Consider the following 19,344-nt stretch of genomic DNA (forward strand, 5'->3'; position numbering starts at 1 on the left):
TATTACCATGCAAATTGAAAAACTGATTGAACTGGCTAAAACCGCACGTTCTAAAGCTTATGTGCCCTACTCTAAATTTCAAGTAGGTGCTGTACTGATTACTGAAGATGATGAAGCTATTTTAGGTTGTAATATTGAGAATGCTTCATACGGATTAGCTAACTGTGCTGAGCGTACAGCGATTTTTAAAGCGGTTTCAGAAGGTAAGCGTAAGTTTAAAAAACTGGTGGTTATAGGTGACACGGCGGGACCTATTTCACCTTGTGGCGCATGTCGTCAAGTAATTAGTGAATTTTGCGCCAAAGATATGCCGGTTATTTTGACTAATATGCAGGGCAAAATACAAGAAACAACGGTCGGCGAATTATTACCTTGGTCTTTTTCACCAAGTGATTTAGATTAGTTTTTACCAAACAAGACACTACGATATTTAAGGTTTTAGCGATTACCTGTGTTTATTGTCGTTGCTACTATTAAGCCGATGTTTTTCGGCTTATCCAAAGTAATTAACACGCTATATAAACCAAACAAATAGCTAATTAGTTTTATTGTTATAAAGAGAGAATATTAATGAGATTTGTAGATATTATTGAAAAAAAACGTGATGGTAACCCTCTTACTACTGAAGAGATCCAATTTTTCATCACCAATTATACCAACGGTACCATTCCCGATTATCAAGTCAGTGCCTTACTTATGGCTATCTACTATCAAGGTATGACATCAAAAGAGTGTGCAGACCTTACCAGTGCAATGATGTATTCTGGTGAAACTGTTGATCTATCTTCAATCAAAGGTATCAAAGTTGATAAACATTCAACTGGAGGCGTTGGCGATACTACCACTTTAGTACTTGCCCCATTAGTTGCTGCATTAGGTGTACCGGTAGCGAAAATGTCGGGACGAGGCCTTGGTCATACCGGCGGTACAAATGATAAATTTGAATCGATTGCAGGATTTCAAATTGAATTAGGTAAACAAGAATTTATTAATCAAGTTAATGAAAAAGGTGTAGCTGTTATTGGACAATCAGGTAACTTAACTCCAGCAGATAAAAAGCTTTATTCATTACGTGATGTGACAGCAACTGTTAACTCTATTCCACTCATTGCCAGCTCCATTATGAGTAAAAAACTAGCCGCTGGCGCTGATGCCATTGTGCTAGATGTTAAAACCGGTGACGGCGCACTTATGAAGAGCATGGAGGATTCAGAAAAATTAGCCCGTGAAATGGTCAGCATCGGTAACCAAATTGGTCGTAGAACTATGGCAATCATTTCCGATATGTCACAACCTCTCGGATTTGCTATTGGTAATGCTTTAGAAGTTAAAGAAGCAATTGATACGTTAAAAGGACAAGGTCCAGCAGATTTAACGGAGTTAGTGTTAACACTTGGTAGTCAAATGGTTGTGCTTGCCGATAAAGCGAAAACGTTAGATGAAGCCAGAGAAAAACTTCAAGCTGTGATCCAAAACGGTCAAGCGATTGAAAAATTCAAAACCTTGATTGAAGCACAAGGTGGCGACAGTTCTGTGGTTGATCACCCTGAAAAATTAGCTAGAGCACCATACCAAATTGCTTTACCGGCACTAAAATCCGGGTATGTTTCACGTATTGTTGCCGATCAAATCGGTATTGCAGCTATGCAATTAGGTGCCGGACGTGCCACTAAGGATGATGTTATCGATCCTGCTGTTGGCATTGTGTTGCATAAAAAAGTGGGAGATAAAGTTGAGCAAGGCGAGGCGTTACTCACTATCCACGCTAACACAGATAAACTTGATGCAATTAAACAAAAATTGTATGACAACATTACAATCAGTGATAGCGCTAAAGAACCACAATTAATTTATAAAATAATAACTGAATAATCATTTTATAAAAGGATTTAGGAACACTACCATGAATGGTTTAAAATTAAATAAAAAATTATCACTACTGTTTATCTTAGGGCTTTTTTCAGTCAATGCGATTGCAGCTGTAGCAACCAAACAATCAATCGCCCCTACTTGGAAAAAAAACAAGCCTTACTCGTTTACAATTTTGCATACTAACGATCATCATGGTCGTTTTTGGCAAAATGATATTGGCGAATATGGGCTTGCAGCTCAAAAAACAGTAGTGGATGAAATTCGAAAAGAGGTAACCGCCAAAGGGGGCAAGTTATTGCTGCTATCCGGTGGTGACATTAATACTGGTGTTCCTGAATCAGATGTGCTTCAAGCTAAACCTGATTTTATTGGCATGAATGAAATTGGTTATGATGCCATGGCAGTGGGTAATCATGAATTTGATCACCCTTTATCGATTATTCGTGAGCAACAAAAATGGGCACATTTCCCTTTTTTATCAGCCAATACTTACTTTAAAGGCACAAACAATCGTGTGTTTGATGCCTATAAAATGTTTGACTTAAATGGTATTAAAGTGGCAGTTTTTGGTTTAACCACTGATGATACGATTTACTTAGCGTCTCCTAAAAATACCGACGGTGTTGAATTTCGCCAAACGTTACCCGAGGCGCAAAAAATTATCGCTCAGATCAAAAAAACTGAACGGCCGGATATGATTATTGCCGTAACCCATATGGGACACTTTGAAAATGGTGAACACGGCACAATGGCTCCGGGTGATGTTGAATTAGCCAGAGGCTTAGAAACCGGCGATCTTGATATGATTGTTGGCGGTCATTCTCAAAATCCTGTTTGTATGGCAAGTAGCAATAAGCGTATTACCGAATATGTTCCGGGGACACCATGTTCACCGGATCAACAAAATGGTACATGGATTGTGCAAGCGCATGAGTGGGGTAAATATGTCGGCCGAGCAGATTTTGTCTTTTTAAACGGCAAAATTACATTACAAAATTATCAACTCATACCAATTAATTTAAAAAAAGAAGTCGATAATGGCAACGACACGAAAAAGCTTGAGTACTATACTAAGCAGATAGCGCAAGATGAACAGCTATTTGAAAAACTAAAACCTTATCAAGAACAAGGTAAACAACAGTTATTAGTTAAAAGTGGCGAGTTAATTGGTCGACTCGAAGGCGAGCGCAGTGTTGTTCGATATCAACAAAGCAATCTAGGACAGTTATTACTTAGCGCTTTTATTGAAAAAACACATGCTGATGTTGGCATTATGGCTGGCGGTATGATTCGTGATTCACTCATTGAAGGTGACATAACTTATCGTGATATCTTGAAAGTTGAGCCGTTTGGTAATAGTGTGGTTTATTTCGAACTAACAGGAAGTGAATTAATTGATTACTTGAAAGTGGCGTTAAGCAAAAAACAGGGATCAGGCGGTTTTACCCACTTAAAAAATATTACCTTAACGCGTTCAGGCAATAATATAGAAGAGGTAAAAATCAATAATGAGCCGATTGACTTGCAGAAAATGTATCGGGTTGCAACATTAGATTTTCTAGCAGCAGGTGGTGATGGTTATCCGATCATGAATAAACTACCAACGTTTGTTGATACCGGTTATCGTGAGGCTGATGCGGTGCGTCAATATTTTGAAGAACATTCGCCAATTAATGCAGCCGATTACGAGCCAACACAATTTATTATTGATAAATAAATTTTTAGATTTAACGCTCCTTGATAGTCAAACTTGCAGATAGGTTGTTGATTGATTTTACCCAATAACTAACATGGCTGATTGCTATCAAGGATTGAACATTAACAAGATTTTAATATACTTGCTTTGTGCACTGAGGTAATTATGCAAATGAATGAATTTCAACAAAACTGTTATGATATTGTCACCGACCCCAATTTATCACCTAAACAAAAAGCCAATTTACTGGCATTAGCGGCGGAAAATAATTTACCTTATGTTGATTTAGATAGCGAAACACAAAATGCCCTTAATGAGCGAGTGATTTGTGATATGTACGAAGGCCATGCGCCTTACAAACCTCGTTATGTCCTGCCGGATTATGCAAAATTTCTTAAACAAGGGTCTGAGTATTTAGAACTTGAGCCGGCCAAAAACTTTGATGATGCAATAAATATGCTGACCATTGCTTATCATCATGTACCGTCTGTCACCGGTATCCCCGTTTATCTGGGGTGTTTAGATCAAGTATTACTCCCTTATGTGGGTGATTTAACCGAAGATGAACTTTATCAACGATTAAGACATTTCTGGATAATGTTAGATCGTAATTTGCCCGATGCCTTTATGCATGCAAATATTGGTCCTTATGATAATATCATCTGCCGTTTGATCTTAAGAATTGATCGAGAACTTAAACAAGTTGCGCCTAATTTAACTTTTATTTATGACGAAGATATCACGCCGGAAGCATTATTATCCGTTGCGATTGAAAACATTTGTGAAACGGCTAAACCACATATAGCCAATAATAAGATGATCAAAAAAGATTTTGATGAGAAAGGCTATGGCGTTGTCAGCTGTTATAATTCTCTACCAATTGCCGGAGGGGGCAGTACCCTTTCAAGAATTAACTTAAAAGAAGTTGCGCTACGCAGTAAAAATATTGAGGACTTTTTACAAAATAGTTTACCTTTGTATTGCCAATTACAACTAAATTTAATCAAAGCCCGTTCAGCATTTTTGTTTGAAAAATCGAACTTCTTTCAAAATAGTTTCTTAATCAAAGAAGGGCTGATTGATGCTAACCGATTTGCGCCAATGTTTGGCATTTACGCCATGGCAGAAGCAGTTAATATTCTTCAGGAAAAATCGGGCCTTAGCGGTCGCTATGGTCAGGATGAAGATGCCAATGAATTAGCGACCACAATATCAAAACAGCTTGCTGATTTTGTCGAGACTCATGATATTAAATACGCATGGAAAGGCAAAGCGATGCTCCATGCCCAATCCGGTATTAGTACTGATAGGGGCGCCACACCGGGATTACGTATTCCTTATGGCCATGAGCCAGATCCGGTTACTCATATCATGGCGCTTTTTAAACATCACCATTACTATACCTCTGGCATTAGTGATATTTTAACGATCGACGAAACGATTAAAAATAATCCTTCAGCGTTATTACAGATTTGTAAAGCAGCATTTAAGTTTGGTTTTCGTGAATTTACTGCCAATATCAGTGGTAACGATCTTGTTCGGGTAACAGGCTACATGGTGAGATTATCTGATATTAAAAAATATAAAGAAGAAGGTTCCCGTATCAATACCACGTTTTTAGGTAGCGAGGCTGCACAAGATACAGTGAATAACAGTTATTTATGCCGCACACCACGGGTTATAAGTCATGAACAAGTCATGGGCAATCGTTAATAAACTTTTACCCTTTTCATGTGTTGACGGGCCAGGAAACCGATTAGTTATATTTTTACAAGGATGCAATTTTAAATGCTTAAATTGCCACAATCCCTATACCATATCATTTTGTCGGGATTGTGGCGATTGTGTGACTGCATGTCCACACCAAGCGCTAACATTCAGTAATAATAAAGTTATCTGGCAAAGCTCCGCTTGCCAACAATGCGATACTTGTATAAATACTTGTTTATACCATTCAACGCCGATGACTTATCGTTACAGTGTTGAAGAGATTTTAATCATCATTCGCAAGTATCTGCCCTTTTTAAATGGCATAACCCTCAGTGGTGGTGAAGCAACGCTACAATTACCCTTTATTGAAAAGCTCTTCACAGCGATTAAACAAGCCAATGATTTAAAACACCTTAGCTGTTTTGTTGACAGTAATGGCTATCTTCCCCAACTGGGCTGGCAAAAAATAGCCAATGTCATGGACGGCGCCATGATTGATCTTAAAGCATGGGATAATCAAGTACATGTTGCTTTAACCGGTAGAGATAATGTAAGAGTTAAACAGTCGATTGAATATCTTGCAAAAATCAATAAATTGTATGAAGTTCGATTTCTCATCATTCCCAAACACACCGACTTACAGGACAATGCCAAACATTTAGCCAATTTTTTAAAGCAGTTCGATGCTAATATAAAAATTAGAATTAATGCATTTCATAATCATGGTGTTAGTGGTGTAGCCAAAACATGGCAAAGCGCATCAAAACAGCATATCGAAAATTTTGCTATGGAGTTAAAACAATTTGGTCTGAAAAATATTGTTTTGCCAGCGGTTTATTTATCATAATAGCGTTTTTTTAATGAGTGTGTGCTTAAAAAAACATTAACAGGCTTATTATAAAAATTCCAAAATAATGGCTTAAATTTTTTACCTCATGAGATTATTGAAATAAAAATGAGCAGGTTGAAAACCTGCTCATTTGATTAACAGCAAAATCAAAGATTAAGATAAATCATTAATATCTGTTTAGATTTTTTAAAAAATAGCTAATTGTATATCAACGTTAATATTTAACACATAAGGTATATGCTATATCTGGTTCAACAATAATATTACCTTCTACCATCCCTACACTGTAATATCGATAATTACCAAAAACATCTTTTACCGATGATGGTTCACTGGTAAAGTAGAAATCATAATTGATTAAACTTCTTAAATTTGGCGCACCAGACATCATATCTCGCCCAATATAATCAAGTGGCGAATAAAAGTAGGCTTTACCCCATTCTGGCAATAATCCTTCACCGATTGCTCTTCTATATCCATTATTTTTTACATAATAGTTATCATTATTTGTTGGAACGGTAGCAAAAGGAGAATTGGATAACTCAGCTCGTATTGGTAATCTATCATTATTATTTTGACAATATGTATTTGCGCTTTGCCAATTGCCCACCAAGTTATTTGTAAAATATAACCAATGTTTTATAGAGAAAGTGTAATAAAACTGTGCTAACGTTCGATTATTGGTAACTAATATTACAAATTTATCATCTTTAGCTGGTACATTTTCGGTAAATTTAAATTCACTTTTAGAATCAGCGTTTGAAGCACGAGAAGTACTAATTAGTGAATTATTCGGATTTTTAACCAAGGTATAACTATAATCTGAAATTGGATTTACCGGCACAATTCTAAAACGTGCATCCGGGAAACCATATGTTGGGAAGTAATTGCCGTTATGATCTTTAGCGGTGGCCTTAAAACCTTTATGCATAGTAAATTGGTCTACGTTATAAGGAACATCAAGATCTATCGTATCAGCACCATAAGGAGCATAGTTATCCCCTTCATCCCATCCATTATGCATAATCAGAGCCAATACACCAGGCCTAATATAACAGATACCATCATCAGCACTGACTTGAAATGTTTTAGAGACTTCTCTTGGTTCTGACTGGTTAGGATCACCGTACTGGGTTTTAGCAATAAATTGAACTGTTATTTTTAGCGATAATTTAGCATTAGCCGTAGATGAAGTGCACACATCACTACCCAGCGGTGCGGTGGAATCAGAAGGAATAACATTATTATTTTGGTCTCGCCATTCTGCATTGATATTTTGTATGATAAAACTATCGACAGCAGCAAGTTTATCGCCATCCACATCATCGATATCACTATCATTTAATTTTGAAGTATCGATACTAAATGAATAAAGACTCGGTGAACTACTGTAGGCAACAGAGATCTTATCATCAGTACCCGGTGAGACAATCGCCGGATCAAGGCCGTCAATTTGTAGTTGGAATTGAATTCCGTTTAAAACTTTTGTATCAGCACTAGGAAGCACATCAGGTGGATTACCGTGAATATATTGCTCAGTAGTGGCGGCAACAGATAATCCCGCAAAAGAGCTATGGCAAAAAAAAACTAAAAACAAACAGACGGCAATATTTAATATTAATTGCATCGAATAAATTTTTTTCGAAACAGAGATATCACTATTCATGCTAATTCCTCTACTCATAAACTTCTCCGTAAGTTGGAATAAGATTATTGACTTGAAGCTTTAGTGAACAACACAATTTTCAAGGGATTAATAGAAATTGTTACCGATTACATTTATAATTTGTTAAAAATAGCTTATAAGCAATTAAACTATGACAAACTCGCTAAATTTCATCCATATAAAGGCTTGATTTTATTGAATATTTTCAACAACCGTTAGGTCGTGTTAAAACAGTGTAATATTCCAGTGTCGTAAAAAACTCGTTTAAGAATATCAAAAATAAGGCGTGCTAAATAAAAAAGATTAGGTTGAGTTGGTTTAACTAAAATCACCAACTTTTTATAGTATATAATAATATGAGTAATATGGAATAGTTAAATAGAGATTTATTCAAATTTTATTGGATTAATATAAATATTGGTTAATAAAACCGCCAATAAACTAGACAAGATTATTTAACGGGCTTTATTTTTAATCATCATATTGTTAGTTAGCAATTTTGTTTAAATATTATCAAATTCACGCTGAACCAAAAGGCGGTTAATACCGCCCTGTGGTTTACAGAGTAAATTTTAGCGTCTTTATTTTCCTTTTCTAAAGGCAGCAGCAAAAGCATGACCCATTGCACTATTTGTCATCGACGTAGATTGTGCGCTTTTGGTATTGTTAGCCGATTTGTTCATTTTAGGTTTAACCCCTTCAGATTTTGACGCTGTTGGATCATCAAGTCGCATCGATAAAGCAATACGTTTGCGGGCAATATCGACTTCAATCACTTTCACTTTAACAATATCACCGGCTTTGACAACTGTTCTTGGATCATCAACAAATTTATCCGATAGCGCCGAGATATGAACTAAACCGTCTTGATGTACGCCAATATCAACAAATGCACCAAAGTTTGTGACATTGGTGACAGCGCCTTCCATAATCATACCAATTTTTAAATCTTCCATGGTTTGAATATCATCAGCAAACTGAGCTGTCTTAAATTCAGGTCTTGGATCACGACCCGGTTTATCAAGCTCTTTAATAATATCGGTGACGGTCGGTACACCAAAATGGTCATCGACATAATCAATAGCATTTAAAGATTTAAGGTAATGAGTATCGCCCAAAATCTCTTTTAAAGATTTATGGTTTTTTTCTAAAATTCGCTCAACCACCGGGTATGCCTCAGGGTGAACAGCTGATGCATCAAGAGGATTCTTACCGTCCATAATTCGCAAGAAACCGGCACATTGTTCAAACGCTTTAGGACCTAAGCGGGAAACTTTTAATAGCTGTTTACGATCGTCAAATTGACCATTTTCATCACGCCATTGAACAATATTTTGCGCAATGACTTTATTTAATCCGGCAATACGTGCAAGTAACATAACCGATGCCGTATTCAAATTCACCCCAACAGCATTAACACAATCTTCGACCACTGCATCCAGTTTTTTCGCTAATTGAGTTTGACTAACATCATGTTGATACTGCCCTACGCCGATAGATTTTGGATCAATTTTAACCAGTTCAGCAAGTGGGTCTTGTAAACGACGAGCAATCGATACTGCACCACGAAGCGATACATCCAGATCAGGAAACTCTTGCGCAGCAAGTTCGGATGCAGAATAAACCGAAGCGCCAGCTTCACTGACTATGACTTTTTGCCCTTTGACTTCAGGGTATTTTTTTTGCACATCAAGATAAAAGCGTTCTGTTTCGCGCGATGCAGTACCATTACCTATTGCCACTAATTCAACTTGATATTTGATACAGAGCGCTGCAACAACCATTGCGGCTTTATCCGCTTGTCCGGTATGAGGATAGATAGTTTCAGTGGCAATCAATTTACCGGTTGCATCGACAACCGCAATTTTCACTCCGGTACGCAATCCCGGATCCATGCCCATGGTCACTTTCATACCCGCTGGTGCCGCCATTAACATATCATGTAAATTGGCAGCAAAGACATTGATAGCTTCTTCCTCAGCATTTTCACGTAAGGTAGTCATTAATTCAGTTTCCATGTGCATCAAAATTTTAATACGCCATGTCCAGTTTATGACAGCTTTACGCCATTTATCTGCTGGTTGATCATTGAAATGGATCCCTAAATGCTCAGTAATAATTTGTTCGCAGTAGCTCTCTTTTGGCGTTTCTTCAAATTGCGGATCGGCATTAAGTGAAAGTTGTAAAAAGCCTTCATTACGCCCTCTAAACATCGCTAAAGCACGATGAGAAGGCACTTTTGAAATCAATTCACTTTGGGCAAAATAGTCACGGAATTTTGCCCCTTCTTCTTCTTTACCAGCGACGACTTGTGAAACCAAATGTGCATTATTCCATAGATAATGCCGCACTTTAGCAAGCAGCGCTGCATCTTCGGCAAAGCGTTCCATAAGAATATAACGAGCACCGTCTAAGGCCGCTTTTGTGTCAGCGATTCCTTTATCCGCACTCAAAAAGTTTACCGCTTCACTATCAGGATCAAGTGATGGATTTTCCCATAAAGTATTTGCTAAAGGTTCAAGTCCCGCTTCAATTGCAATTTGCCCACGTGTTCGGCGTTTAGGCTTATAAGGTAAATAAAGATCTTCAAGTTCAGTTTTACTCAGTGTTTGGGTAATTTTTTGACTCAGTTCTGGGGTGAGTTTTCCTTGTTCCTCAATTGACTTTAATATTGTTTGTTTACGATCTTCAAGCTCTCGCAAATAACCTAACCGACTGTCTAAAGTACGTAATTGGGTATCATCTAACCCACCGGTTACTTCTTTACGATAACGTGCAATAAAAGGAACAGTGCTTCCCTCATCTAATAATTGAATGGCTGATAAAACTTGTTCTGGTTTTACAGTCAGTTCACCCGCTATAATATGACTTATTTGATTATTTATCATGGTATCTCTATTTATTTTGTCGATTAACGGAATGTAATCTTATTATGCAAAAAGCTAATTATATAACAAGAGAGGGCTACTTGGCACTCGATCGTGAATTGAAATATTTATGGAAAGAAGAAAGACCGCGTGTTACTCAAGCTGTTTCTGATGCGGCAGCACTAGGCGATCGTAGCGAAAATGCCGAATATATTTATGGAAAACGACGATTACGTGAAATTGACAGACGAGTAAGATTTTTAACTAAGCGTTTAGAGATATTGACTATTGTCGATCCGGATCCAAGACAAGAAGGCAAAGTCTTTTTTGGTGCATGGGTAAAGTTGGAAGATGAATCGGGTAACACGCAAATTTACCGTATTGTGGGAGCCGATGAATTTGATCCTAAAAAAAATTGGATTTCAATTAATAGTCCTGTTGCCAGAGCGTTAATTGGTCATAAAGTTGATGATGAAATATCAGTAATGACACCTAATGGTAAAGCTTATTTTTTTATTTTAGAAATTAGCTATACTCAAATAATTTAATATATTAACCATTTAATCGATGAAAATTAGGGATAAGTTTTAGACGATCTTGCTAGGTAGTTATTCAATTATTCATAGACGTATTATCTACTGCCTATAAATTAAAATGAATTCGGTTTACAATTAAGATCATCGTTACTCATCACTTTATTTATTATGAGCGCTGTCAGTCAACTATTTATCTATCCTATTAAATCGCTTGCAGGTATTCCCCTAAATAACTCGAATGTCGTTGAAGGGGGATTTAAATATGATCGTGTATTGATGATTAGTGAACCTGACGGAACATTTATTACTGCAAGACAATTTCCTGAGCTTTTAAAACTAAAAACAGCTATTGTTAATAACAATATCGTTGTTTCAACACCGTACGATGAATCAATCACGATTAATTTCGATGAATTTTCTAAAAGCAATGAACCAACAGAAGTTTGGGGTAACCATTTCACTTCACATATAGCACCAATTAGTGTAAATCAATTTTTTAGCCAATTGCTACACAAAGATGTACAACTTCGTTGGGTTGGGCGACAATTATCACGCAGAACCAAACGCTATCAAGATGTGCCAGTAAGTTTTGCTGACGGCTACCCTTATCTATTATTAAATGAAGCATCTTTTAATTATCTTCAAAAGCAGTGTCCGGAAAAATTAGATATTCGCCAATTTCGGGCAAATATCATTATCAAAGACGCACTACCTTTTGCCGAAGACGGCTGGAAAACGATCAAAATTGGCGAAGTGATTTTTGATATTGTAAAGCCCTGCACTCGCTGTGTGTTAACTACGATCAATGTCAATTCCGCTAAACCGCTTACCAACAATGAGCCGCTTAATACTTTGCGTTATTTTCGATCTGATGATCAAGGGCAGATCGATTTTGGTATGAATATGATTGCTCGAAATCAGGGTACTGTATCGATTGGTGATAAAATTGAGGTACTCGAACGCCAACCAGCTAAAAACTATATTAAAAACTTTCCTAAAGAATCAATAAAAAACTATCAACCTTGTACAATTACTTTCCAAGATGAAAAAATTAAAGGTAATAATCAGCAAACAATTTTAGAACAACTTGAACAACATAATATTTCAATTCCTAACTCTTGTCGGGCTGGTGTATGTGGTCGTTGCTCAGTATTATTAACAAAAGGGAATGTAAAACCTTTAACTCAATCAGCGATTAAACAAAATAAACACATTTTAGCCTGTAGTTGTGTTCCAAAAGGTGATATCACTATAGAATAGAAAAATAATAATTTTTATTATAGGACAAAGAATTTAATTTATTAAAATAATGGAATAAATATAAGGCTACAGTGGATGTTAAAAAAATTATTTTTATTTATACTTCTCGGTTCCCTTTCTACATCTGTATTTTCTTTAAATCATTATAAAATGGTTTTCGACGATATAAAGAAAAAAAAAGAAGAGAAAGTCCTTAAAGAATTAGAAGAAGGCAATACAACAAACCTAACTTATCTTACTCAGCTAGGAATGAGTTATATTGAATTGGCTAATACACTTCACAACAAAAGTTGCAATAAAATCTATAACACTCATGATTTAGTATCAACTTGGAAAAATCAATTTGTTTTGACTAATGATATCTATTATGGTGGTTATGATGAAGAGGATGATCGTAATAATTACTGGTCTTATAGATGTAAAAATCTGGAAATTGACAAAATAAATGGTTTCATAAAACCTAAATTAGTAGATAAAGGATTATCATTAATTCGAATTGCAATAATGAATGGTGATTTAAACGCCATTAAATTAGTAATGACTTTAGAAGCTAGTAGAAAAAACCCAATTTACTATTATTTTCATGATTTTATTGGATATATGGAAAAAGAAAATAATCAAAAAGTAAATGGTTATGTATCTTTTTTAATTGGTCAAGCACATCTTACTGGTGAATCTATTGATAGATCTCCTAGTAAAGCGCTTTGGAATTTTTCTCAAGCTAAAGATATTGGTGAACCATCTTTACCCTACTTTATTGCGCTTGCTAAAATTGAAGATCAAATTGAAACTTTATTGAATAATGAATATCTATTTAACGAAAAAATTTATAAAAATAACAACACAGAGGTTGATAAAAGTATCTTGAAAGATATGCAGGATAATGCATTTCGAGGGGATATTCCTTCCTTACTTTATTTGAGTGGCTACTATTTAAATGAAGTTAAAATGAACAAAGCTTTAATGTATTTTAAAAAGGCTTGCGCATTGTCTTATTCTCCAGCATGTGAAATCTATAAGAACAATCTCAAATATTCATACCATAAAGAACTCTATCCGTTATTGGCAAAGTTCGACAAGGATAAACCTGATCCTAAAACCGCCACGAAAATAGCTAAATGGTTTGAAAAGCGTCATAAATATTTAACCGCCATTTATTTTTACACTTATGCTTCGGATAATGATCCTAAATTATTTCTTCACATAGCTGACTTATATTATAAGACTAGACTCACTAATAATGAGAAAGAGAAAAAAACTGTGGAAAATTATACTAAATATGTGAATTACGTAAAAGATCCGAAAATTATGGAGAAACTTTATCATATGAGTAGGGATAATGATAAAAGAATTTATTGGATAAAAGAACCTGCAAGGTATGGAGCGCCGTTTTCCCAAAAAGAATTAGCTAGAATGTATATGGTCGGTTATCTTTTGCCTCAGGATTTTCATCAAGCAATTTATTGGTACAATAGATATTGCTTTGATATCGAGAGAGAATATACATCGTCAACTTGTTCAACATTAGATGAGTTAAGAAAAAATCCACAATTACAACATGATTTAGAAAATAATGATATGAATGCTCAATCCATAGTCGGTTGGATGTTTACTCAACATTTAGACTTGTGGGAAGCTGGAAGGGATTATTTACAAAAAGCAGCAGATCAAGGTCTTATTGATGCAAAAATAGGTTTACAGCTAACGTCGGATAAAAATCCTTTTATCATGTATTAAACAATAAAAGATAAGTTTTAAAGGGGTAATGGGTAGTAAACTACCCATTTTAAACTAAGTTAATTAAGAAATAGCTTTTAATTTAAACTGCTCATCATCCAAAGCTATGGCGTTTTCTGTTTTTATGAATGACTTAGCTAAAGCTAATCTATCATTCATCACCTTAATTGCTTCTGAAAAATAGAAGGTTTTGTTCATAGCAATGAACGTAGGTTGCGCTATAATGCAAAGCGATGCGCTTTCACCAGCTTCAACAACCAATAAACATACTCGCTGACCTGATTCTTGCAAGTTTACTTCAACAATATCAGCAACTTTCGGATTATACAGCATAGGTTGCTGAGAAAAATACCAACTCTTAGGCATTTGTGGTTTTAAAAAATTTGAAGCTACGATTGCATTGATTGATAATTCAATTTTTTGAGAGTCACTTAAAGCTAAAGATTGGCAACTATCATAAAATAGATAATAAGCCGTAGCATCACCTACCGAAAACGAAAATTCAGTAAAAACGTCGGGTATCAACATTTTACTGGAATAGCATGAACGGAATAACATATCAGACGAAACTTCAAGCATCAAGCTATCATATTCGCTATCAAAAAACCAACGCCAACTATCTGTTGGTCGAAAAGTCATTTTCATTGACATGTTTCCCTGTTAAGTTGCATTAAAATTAGGCAAAAGATAACATAAATATTAAAAAAAATAAATATAAAATTAAAATAAAAAATTTTTAATTATTTAATTTATAAAAGTTTTAATTAAATTTTAACAGGATCCAAATGATCTAAGTTGGATCTAAAATTGGATCTTGGATCCAACTTAGATCATTCTTTTTTATACTTAAACACCTATATTTTCTGAAAGTTCTTGACAAGCATTTTTAGACATTAAAAAAGGCGCCATTAAGCGCCTTATACAGTGAAAAGTAAATTAATTAACTTGCAACATTAATACGTTTCATATCAGTCATATAGCTACGTAATTTGCGCCCGATGATCTCAATTGGATGGTTGCGGATCTCATCATTAACATCACGTAATAAGGCATTATCTACGCTGCCTTCCGGGATCGCTTTACCTAAATCACCAGCTTGTAAAAGTGGCATGAATTTTTCTTTCAATAACGGCACGGCTGCATTTGAAAATAGGTAGTTACCATATTCAGCAGTGTCTGAGATTACCACATTCATTTCGTATAAACGTTTACGGGCAATGGTATTTGCGATCAATGGTAATTCATGTAATGATTCATAATAAGCCGATTCTGGTAAGATACCGGATTCAAGCATAGTTTCAAAAGCAAGTTCTACACCAGCCTTAACCATTGCGACCATAACAACACCTTGATCAAAATAAGCTTGTTCATCAATTTTACCTTGATATTCAGCGGCTTTTTCAAATGCGGTTTCCCCAGTTTCTTTACGCCATTTTAATAGATTTGCATCATCATTAGCCCAGTCTTTCATCATAGTTGATGAAAATTCGCCTGAAATAATATCATCCATATGTTTACGATAAAGATCGGTCATTACAATTTTTAATTCTTTAGCCAAAACATTGGCACGTAACTTAGCAGGATTAGATAAACGATCCATCATTAGCGTGATGCCACCTTGTTTTAATGCTTCAGTTATTGTTTCCCAGCCAAATTGTAATAATTTACATGCATAAGCTGGATCAACACCTTCAGCAACAAGCTTATCAAAGCAAAGTAAAGATCCGGTTTGCAACATTCCACAAAGTATGGTTTGTTCACCCATTAGATCTGATTTAACTTCAGCAACAAAAGAAGATTGTAAAACACCAGCACGATGCCCACCGGTTGCCGCAGCCCAAGCTTTGGCGATCGCTAAACCTTCACCTTTTGGATCATTTTCCGGATGCACAGCGATCAAAGTTGGTACGCCAAAGCCACGTTTATACTCTTCACGGACTTCAGTTCCCGGACATTTTGGTGCCACCATAACAACCGTAATATCAGAACGAATTTTTTCGCCCACTTCGACAATATTAAAACCATGCGAATAGCCTAATGCGGCACCTTGTTTCATAAGTGGTTGTACCGCTTGTACCACAGCTGAATGCTGTTTATCCGGTGTTAAATTGATAACCAGATCAGCTGTTGGGATTAACTCTTCATAACTGCCAACTTTAAAACCATTCTCGGTCGCTTTTTTCCAAGATGCTCGTTTTTCAGCAATTGCTTCTTTGCGTAAAGCATAAGAGATGTCTAATCCCGAATCACGCATGTTAAGCCCTTGATTCAGACCTTGCGCACCACAACCAACAATAACAATTTTTTTGCCTTTTAAAAAATCAGCTTCTGATGCAAATTCATCACGAGCCATAAAACGGCATTGACCTAATTGATCTAATTTTTCACGTAAATTTAAAGTATTAAAATAGTTTGACATTATACTCTCCATGAGTTGAATAACAGGTAATCGATTTTTTTACACTATATAGTAAATTTATAATTGCGAAAATTGATATATTTAGAATATTATGTTGCATAAGTTGCAATATACTTGCTAAGTTAAATACTTTCTTTTACTCTAAGCCACCCAAAATGAATAGGCCAAAACTTAAATATGGATACACGTTATAAGCAAGCAAATAAAGAAGCAAAACTTTCATTGCTATTAACTATTTTCTATCTTATTGCATGGAGTGTTGGCGCTTACTGCGTTAAGGATAAAATGGGCTTATTAGGTCTGCCATTATGGTTTGAATTATCGTGTATATTGGCACCTGTTGGTTTTATTTTATTGTGCTTTATTATTGTAAAATCTCAATTTAAAAATATCTCTCTGGAACAAACTAAGTGATTAAACAATGCATTTAGATATTATTCTTCCTCTGGTTATCTATCTTATTTTTGTATTTGCACTTTCAATTTATGCTTACACAAAAAGGAAAAAAGTTAATCAATTTACCGATTATTTTATTGGTAACCGAACCATGGGCGGTTTTTTGCTAGCCATGACGCTAGCGGCCACTTATATCAGTGCCAGTTCATTTATAGGTGGCCCTGGTGCGGCTTATAAATATGGTCTTGGCTGGGTGCTTTTATCCATGATTCAAGTACCAACGGTCTTGCTTTCGCTTGGTATATTGGGCAAAAAATTTGCTATTTTAGCGCGTAAATATAATGCCATTACGTTAAGTGACATGCTCTATGCCCATTATAAAAGCAAAATGATTGTTTGGTTTGCAAGTATTACACTCGTGGTTGCATTTGTTGGCGCAATGACTGTGCAATTTGTCGGCGGAGCTCGCTTACTTCAATCCTCAGTTGGGATCCCCTACGATATTGGATTATTAATTTTCGGCATAGGTACGGTCATTTATACGGCGTTTGGTGGATTTAGAGCCAGTATCTTAAACGATGCTTTTCAAGGTTTAGTGATGATTATTGGCGCTATTTTACTGTTGATAGCCATCATCTATGCTGGCGGCGGTATCACCGCTATTGTTGAGCGTTTATATGAAATTGACCCAGCCTTATTAACGCCGAAAGGTCCAAATAATTTTATGGACTTCCCTTTTATGACCTCGTTTTGGGTATTAGTCTGTTTTGGTGTAGTTGGCTTACCGCATACCGCTGTGCGTTGTATGGCATATAAAGATAGCAAAGCAGTGCATCAAGGTATTATTATCGGCACAATTGTGGTCACTATTATTATGTTAACCATGCATCTATCCGGTGCGCTTGGGCGGGCAATTATTAGTGATTTAACCATTCCGGATCAAATTGTACCGACATTGATCATCAACGTGTTACCGCCTCTTGCGGCAGGGATCTTTTTGGCTGCACCGCTTGCAGCAATCATGTCGACTATTAATGCACAACTATTGCAAATATCTTCTGTTATTATTAAAGATCTGTTTTTAAGTATTAAACCAAATACCAACTGTAGTGATAAGGTGCTAACTCGCATCTCAATTGCAATTACATTTATTTTTGGCGGGCTACTGATTTTAGCAGCTTGGAAACCGCCAGAAATGATAATATGGCTAAATTTATTAGCGTTTGGTGGGCTTGAAGCCGTATTTTTATGGCCTTTAGTTTTAGGACTGTATTGGAAAAAAGCCAACGCAACCGGTGCACTTTGCTCAATGTTTGCCGGTGCGATAAGTTATACGCTACTTGCCGCTTATGATATTAAAATTTACTCTTTTCATCCAATTGTGCCATCTTTAATAATTGGATTGATAACCTTTATTATTGCCAACAAGTTTGGTAACACAGGAAAAAATTATGCCTTGGATTCAACTGAGAATTAATACTACAAACGACTTAGCAGAAAGCATTAGCGAACAATTGGAAGAATCAGGGGCTGTATCTGTCACGTTTCAAGATACTTATGATACCCCGGTATTTGAGCCGCTACCCGGTGAAACCAAACTTTGGGGAAATACCGATGTCGTTGGTTTATATGATGCGCAAACAGATATTGAAGAGTTAAAAGCAATGTTAAATCTAGCGCAATTTTCCTATAAAATTGAACAGCTAGAGGATAAAGATTGGGAACGTGAATGGATGGATAACTTTCATCCAATGCAATTTGGCAAGCGTTTATGGATTTGCCCTAGTTGGCGTGAAGTGCCCGATGTTAATGCCGTAAATGTCATGCTTGATCCCGGCTTAGCTTTTGGCACCGGCACACATCCAACTACGGCGTTATGTTTAACTTGGCTAGATAGTTTAGATCTGACCGATAAAATAGTGATTGATTATGGCTGTGGATCTGGTATTTTAGCAATTGCAGCGCTCAAATTAGGCGCCAAACGGGTAATTGGTATTGACATTGATCCACAAGCAATACAAGCAAGCCGTGACAATGCAATGCGCAATAATGTCAGTGAGCAATTGGAGCTCTATTTAGCTAAAGATATACCCGACAATTTACAAGCTGATGTCGTTGTTGCTAACATCTTAGCTGGACCGCTCAAGGAATTGGAGCCAAATATTAGCAAGCTTGTGAAATCAAGCGGAAATTTAGGTTTATCTGGTATTTTAGAATCACAATCCCAAAGCGTTTATGACCACTATCAAGCCCACTTTGAACTTGATCCGATTGTTGAACAAGAAGAGTGGTGCCGAATAACTGGTAAAAAAAAGTAAAAATTTGACATTATCCC

The 19,344-nt window shown here is 36.1% G+C and carries 14 protein-coding genes and 1 pseudogene; 11 read left to right on the forward strand and 4 right to left on the reverse strand.

The features are described from left to right. Positions 1-7 precede the first annotated feature (7 nt). The 5 genes from GYM74_RS08185 (at position 8) to GYM74_RS08205 (ending at position 6,125) form a co-directional block, all read left to right on the forward strand. Positions 8-403 (forward strand): cytidine deaminase, encoded by a 396-nt coding sequence (locus GYM74_RS08185; RefSeq protein ID WP_220217739.1) that lies wholly within the window; start codon positions 8-10, stop codon positions 401-403. 167 nt (positions 404-570) lie between these two features. Further along, positions 571-1,872 carry a pyrimidine-nucleoside phosphorylase gene (locus GYM74_RS08190; RefSeq protein WP_220217740.1) on the forward strand — a complete coding sequence of 434 codons (1,302 nt, stop codon included), beginning with the start codon at positions 571-573 and terminating at the stop codon, positions 1,870-1,872. Between the two features lie 31 nt (positions 1,873-1,903). After that, positions 1,904-3,589 carry a bifunctional UDP-sugar hydrolase/5'-nucleotidase UshA gene (ushA, locus tag GYM74_RS08195; RefSeq protein WP_220217741.1) on the forward strand — a complete coding sequence of 562 codons (1,686 nt, stop codon included), beginning with the start codon at positions 1,904-1,906 and terminating at the stop codon, positions 3,587-3,589. A 144-nt stretch (positions 3,590-3,733) separates the two neighbouring features. Continuing rightward, positions 3,734-5,281: a YjjI family glycine radical enzyme gene (locus GYM74_RS08200; RefSeq protein ID WP_370633962.1), complete on the forward strand. Its 1,548-nt coding sequence runs from the start codon at positions 3,734-3,736 to the stop codon at positions 5,279-5,281. Continuing rightward, on the forward strand, positions 5,256-6,125 hold the full coding sequence (locus GYM74_RS08205; protein WP_220217743.1) for a YjjW family glycine radical enzyme activase: 870 nt from the start codon (positions 5,256-5,258) through the stop codon (positions 6,123-6,125). Before GYM74_RS08200 ends, GYM74_RS08205 begins: the two co-directional genes overlap by 26 nt. A gap of 217 nt (positions 6,126-6,342) precedes the next feature. Here the strand turns inward: GYM74_RS08205 and GYM74_RS08210 are convergent, their stop codons facing one another. Then, positions 6,343-7,812 carry a hypothetical protein gene (locus GYM74_RS08210; protein ID WP_220217744.1) on the reverse strand — a complete coding sequence of 490 codons (1,470 nt, stop codon included), beginning with the start codon at positions 7,810-7,812 and terminating at the stop codon, positions 6,343-6,345. Between the two features lie 704 nt (positions 7,813-8,516). Next, a pseudogene (locus tag GYM74_RS08215) lies at positions 8,517-10,682 on the reverse strand (Tex family protein); the annotation flags it as partial. A 44-nt stretch (positions 10,683-10,726) separates the two neighbouring features. Between GYM74_RS08215 and greB the strand changes: the two are divergent. The 3 genes from greB (at position 10,727) to GYM74_RS08230 (ending at position 14,194) form a co-directional block, all read left to right on the forward strand. Further along, on the forward strand, positions 10,727-11,209 hold the full coding sequence (gene greB, locus GYM74_RS08220) for a transcription elongation factor GreB (protein ID WP_220217746.1): 483 nt from the start codon (positions 10,727-10,729) through the stop codon (positions 11,207-11,209). 156 nt (positions 11,210-11,365) lie between these two features. After that, positions 11,366-12,457, forward strand: a complete 1,092-nt coding sequence (locus GYM74_RS08225; protein ID WP_220217747.1) for a YcbX family protein — start codon at positions 11,366-11,368, stop codon at positions 12,455-12,457. Between the two features lie 75 nt (positions 12,458-12,532). Continuing rightward, the gene (locus GYM74_RS08230; RefSeq protein ID WP_220217748.1) at positions 12,533-14,194 is read left to right on the forward strand and encodes a hypothetical protein; all 1,662 of its coding nucleotides are present in this window, start codon (positions 12,533-12,535) and stop codon (positions 14,192-14,194) included. Between the two features lie 63 nt (positions 14,195-14,257). On the opposite strand, the gene GYM74_RS08235 is transcribed toward GYM74_RS08230, so the two are convergent. Both GYM74_RS08235 and ilvC read right to left on the reverse strand, forming a co-directional pair. Continuing rightward, positions 14,258-14,839, reverse strand: a complete 582-nt coding sequence (locus tag GYM74_RS08235; RefSeq protein ID WP_220217749.1) for a cell division protein ZapC — start codon at positions 14,837-14,839, stop codon at positions 14,258-14,260. A gap of 295 nt (positions 14,840-15,134) precedes the next feature. Then, positions 15,135-16,613 carry a ketol-acid reductoisomerase gene (gene ilvC / locus GYM74_RS08240; protein ID WP_220217750.1) on the reverse strand — a complete coding sequence of 493 codons (1,479 nt, stop codon included), beginning with the start codon at positions 16,611-16,613 and terminating at the stop codon, positions 15,135-15,137. A gap of 177 nt (positions 16,614-16,790) precedes the next feature. Here ilvC and GYM74_RS08245 point away from each other — a divergent pair, with 177 nt between their 5' ends. Genes GYM74_RS08245 through prmA form a run of 3 tightly spaced genes read left to right on the forward strand, consistent with a single transcriptional unit; the run spans position 16,791 to position 19,327 of the window. Next, positions 16,791-17,027 (forward strand): YhdT family protein, encoded by a 237-nt coding sequence (locus GYM74_RS08245; RefSeq protein WP_220217751.1) that lies wholly within the window; start codon positions 16,791-16,793, stop codon positions 17,025-17,027. 7 nt (positions 17,028-17,034) lie between these two features. Next, entirely contained in the window at positions 17,035-18,486 is a 1,452-nt protein-coding gene (gene panF, locus GYM74_RS08250; RefSeq protein WP_220217752.1) for a sodium/pantothenate symporter, read from the forward strand. Next, complete coding sequence (gene prmA, locus GYM74_RS08255; RefSeq protein ID WP_220217753.1) at positions 18,461-19,327, forward strand: 50S ribosomal protein L11 methyltransferase; 867 nt, start codon at positions 18,461-18,463, stop codon at positions 19,325-19,327. Before panF ends, prmA begins: the two co-directional genes overlap by 26 nt. The last annotated feature ends 17 nt before the right edge of the window (positions 19,328-19,344 follow it).

Source organism: Gilliamella sp. ESL0405, from assembly GCF_019469205.1.
In the GTDB taxonomy this organism is placed as follows: Bacteria; Pseudomonadota; Gammaproteobacteria; order Enterobacterales; family Orbaceae; genus Gilliamella.

Excerpts from the sequence above, each read along its gene's own strand:
- GYM74_RS08190 (WP_220217740.1), top strand. The coding sequence starts at position 571 with ATGAGATTTGTAGATATTATTGAAAAAAAACGTGATGGTAACCCTCTT.
- GYM74_RS08200 (WP_370633962.1), top strand. The coding sequence starts at position 3,734 with ATGCAAATGAATGAATTTCAACAAAACTGTTATGATATTGTCACCGAC.
- ilvC (WP_220217750.1), bottom strand. The coding sequence starts at position 16,613 with ATGTCAAACTATTTTAATACTTTAAATTTACGTGAAAAATTAGATCAA.
- GYM74_RS08225 (WP_220217747.1), top strand. The coding sequence starts at position 11,366 with ATGAGCGCTGTCAGTCAACTATTTATCTATCCTATTAAATCGCTTGCA.
- GYM74_RS08210 (WP_220217744.1), bottom strand. The coding sequence starts at position 7,812 with ATGAGTAGAGGAATTAGCATGAATAGTGATATCTCTGTTTCGAAAAAA.
- GYM74_RS08245 (WP_220217751.1), top strand. The coding sequence starts at position 16,791 with ATGGATACACGTTATAAGCAAGCAAATAAAGAAGCAAAACTTTCATTG.
- GYM74_RS08235 (WP_220217749.1), bottom strand. The coding sequence starts at position 14,839 with ATGAAAATGACTTTTCGACCAACAGATAGTTGGCGTTGGTTTTTTGAT.
- GYM74_RS08205 (WP_220217743.1), top strand. The coding sequence starts at position 5,256 with ATGAACAAGTCATGGGCAATCGTTAATAAACTTTTACCCTTTTCATGT.
- GYM74_RS08185 (WP_220217739.1), top strand. The coding sequence starts at position 8 with ATGCAAATTGAAAAACTGATTGAACTGGCTAAAACCGCACGTTCTAAA.
- panF (WP_220217752.1), top strand. The coding sequence starts at position 17,035 with ATGCATTTAGATATTATTCTTCCTCTGGTTATCTATCTTATTTTTGTA.
- prmA (WP_220217753.1), top strand. The coding sequence starts at position 18,461 with ATGCCTTGGATTCAACTGAGAATTAATACTACAAACGACTTAGCAGAA.
- GYM74_RS08230 (WP_220217748.1), top strand. The coding sequence starts at position 12,533 with ATGTTAAAAAAATTATTTTTATTTATACTTCTCGGTTCCCTTTCTACA.
- ushA (WP_220217741.1), top strand. The coding sequence starts at position 1,904 with ATGAATGGTTTAAAATTAAATAAAAAATTATCACTACTGTTTATCTTA.
- greB (WP_220217746.1), top strand. The coding sequence starts at position 10,727 with ATGCAAAAAGCTAATTATATAACAAGAGAGGGCTACTTGGCACTCGAT.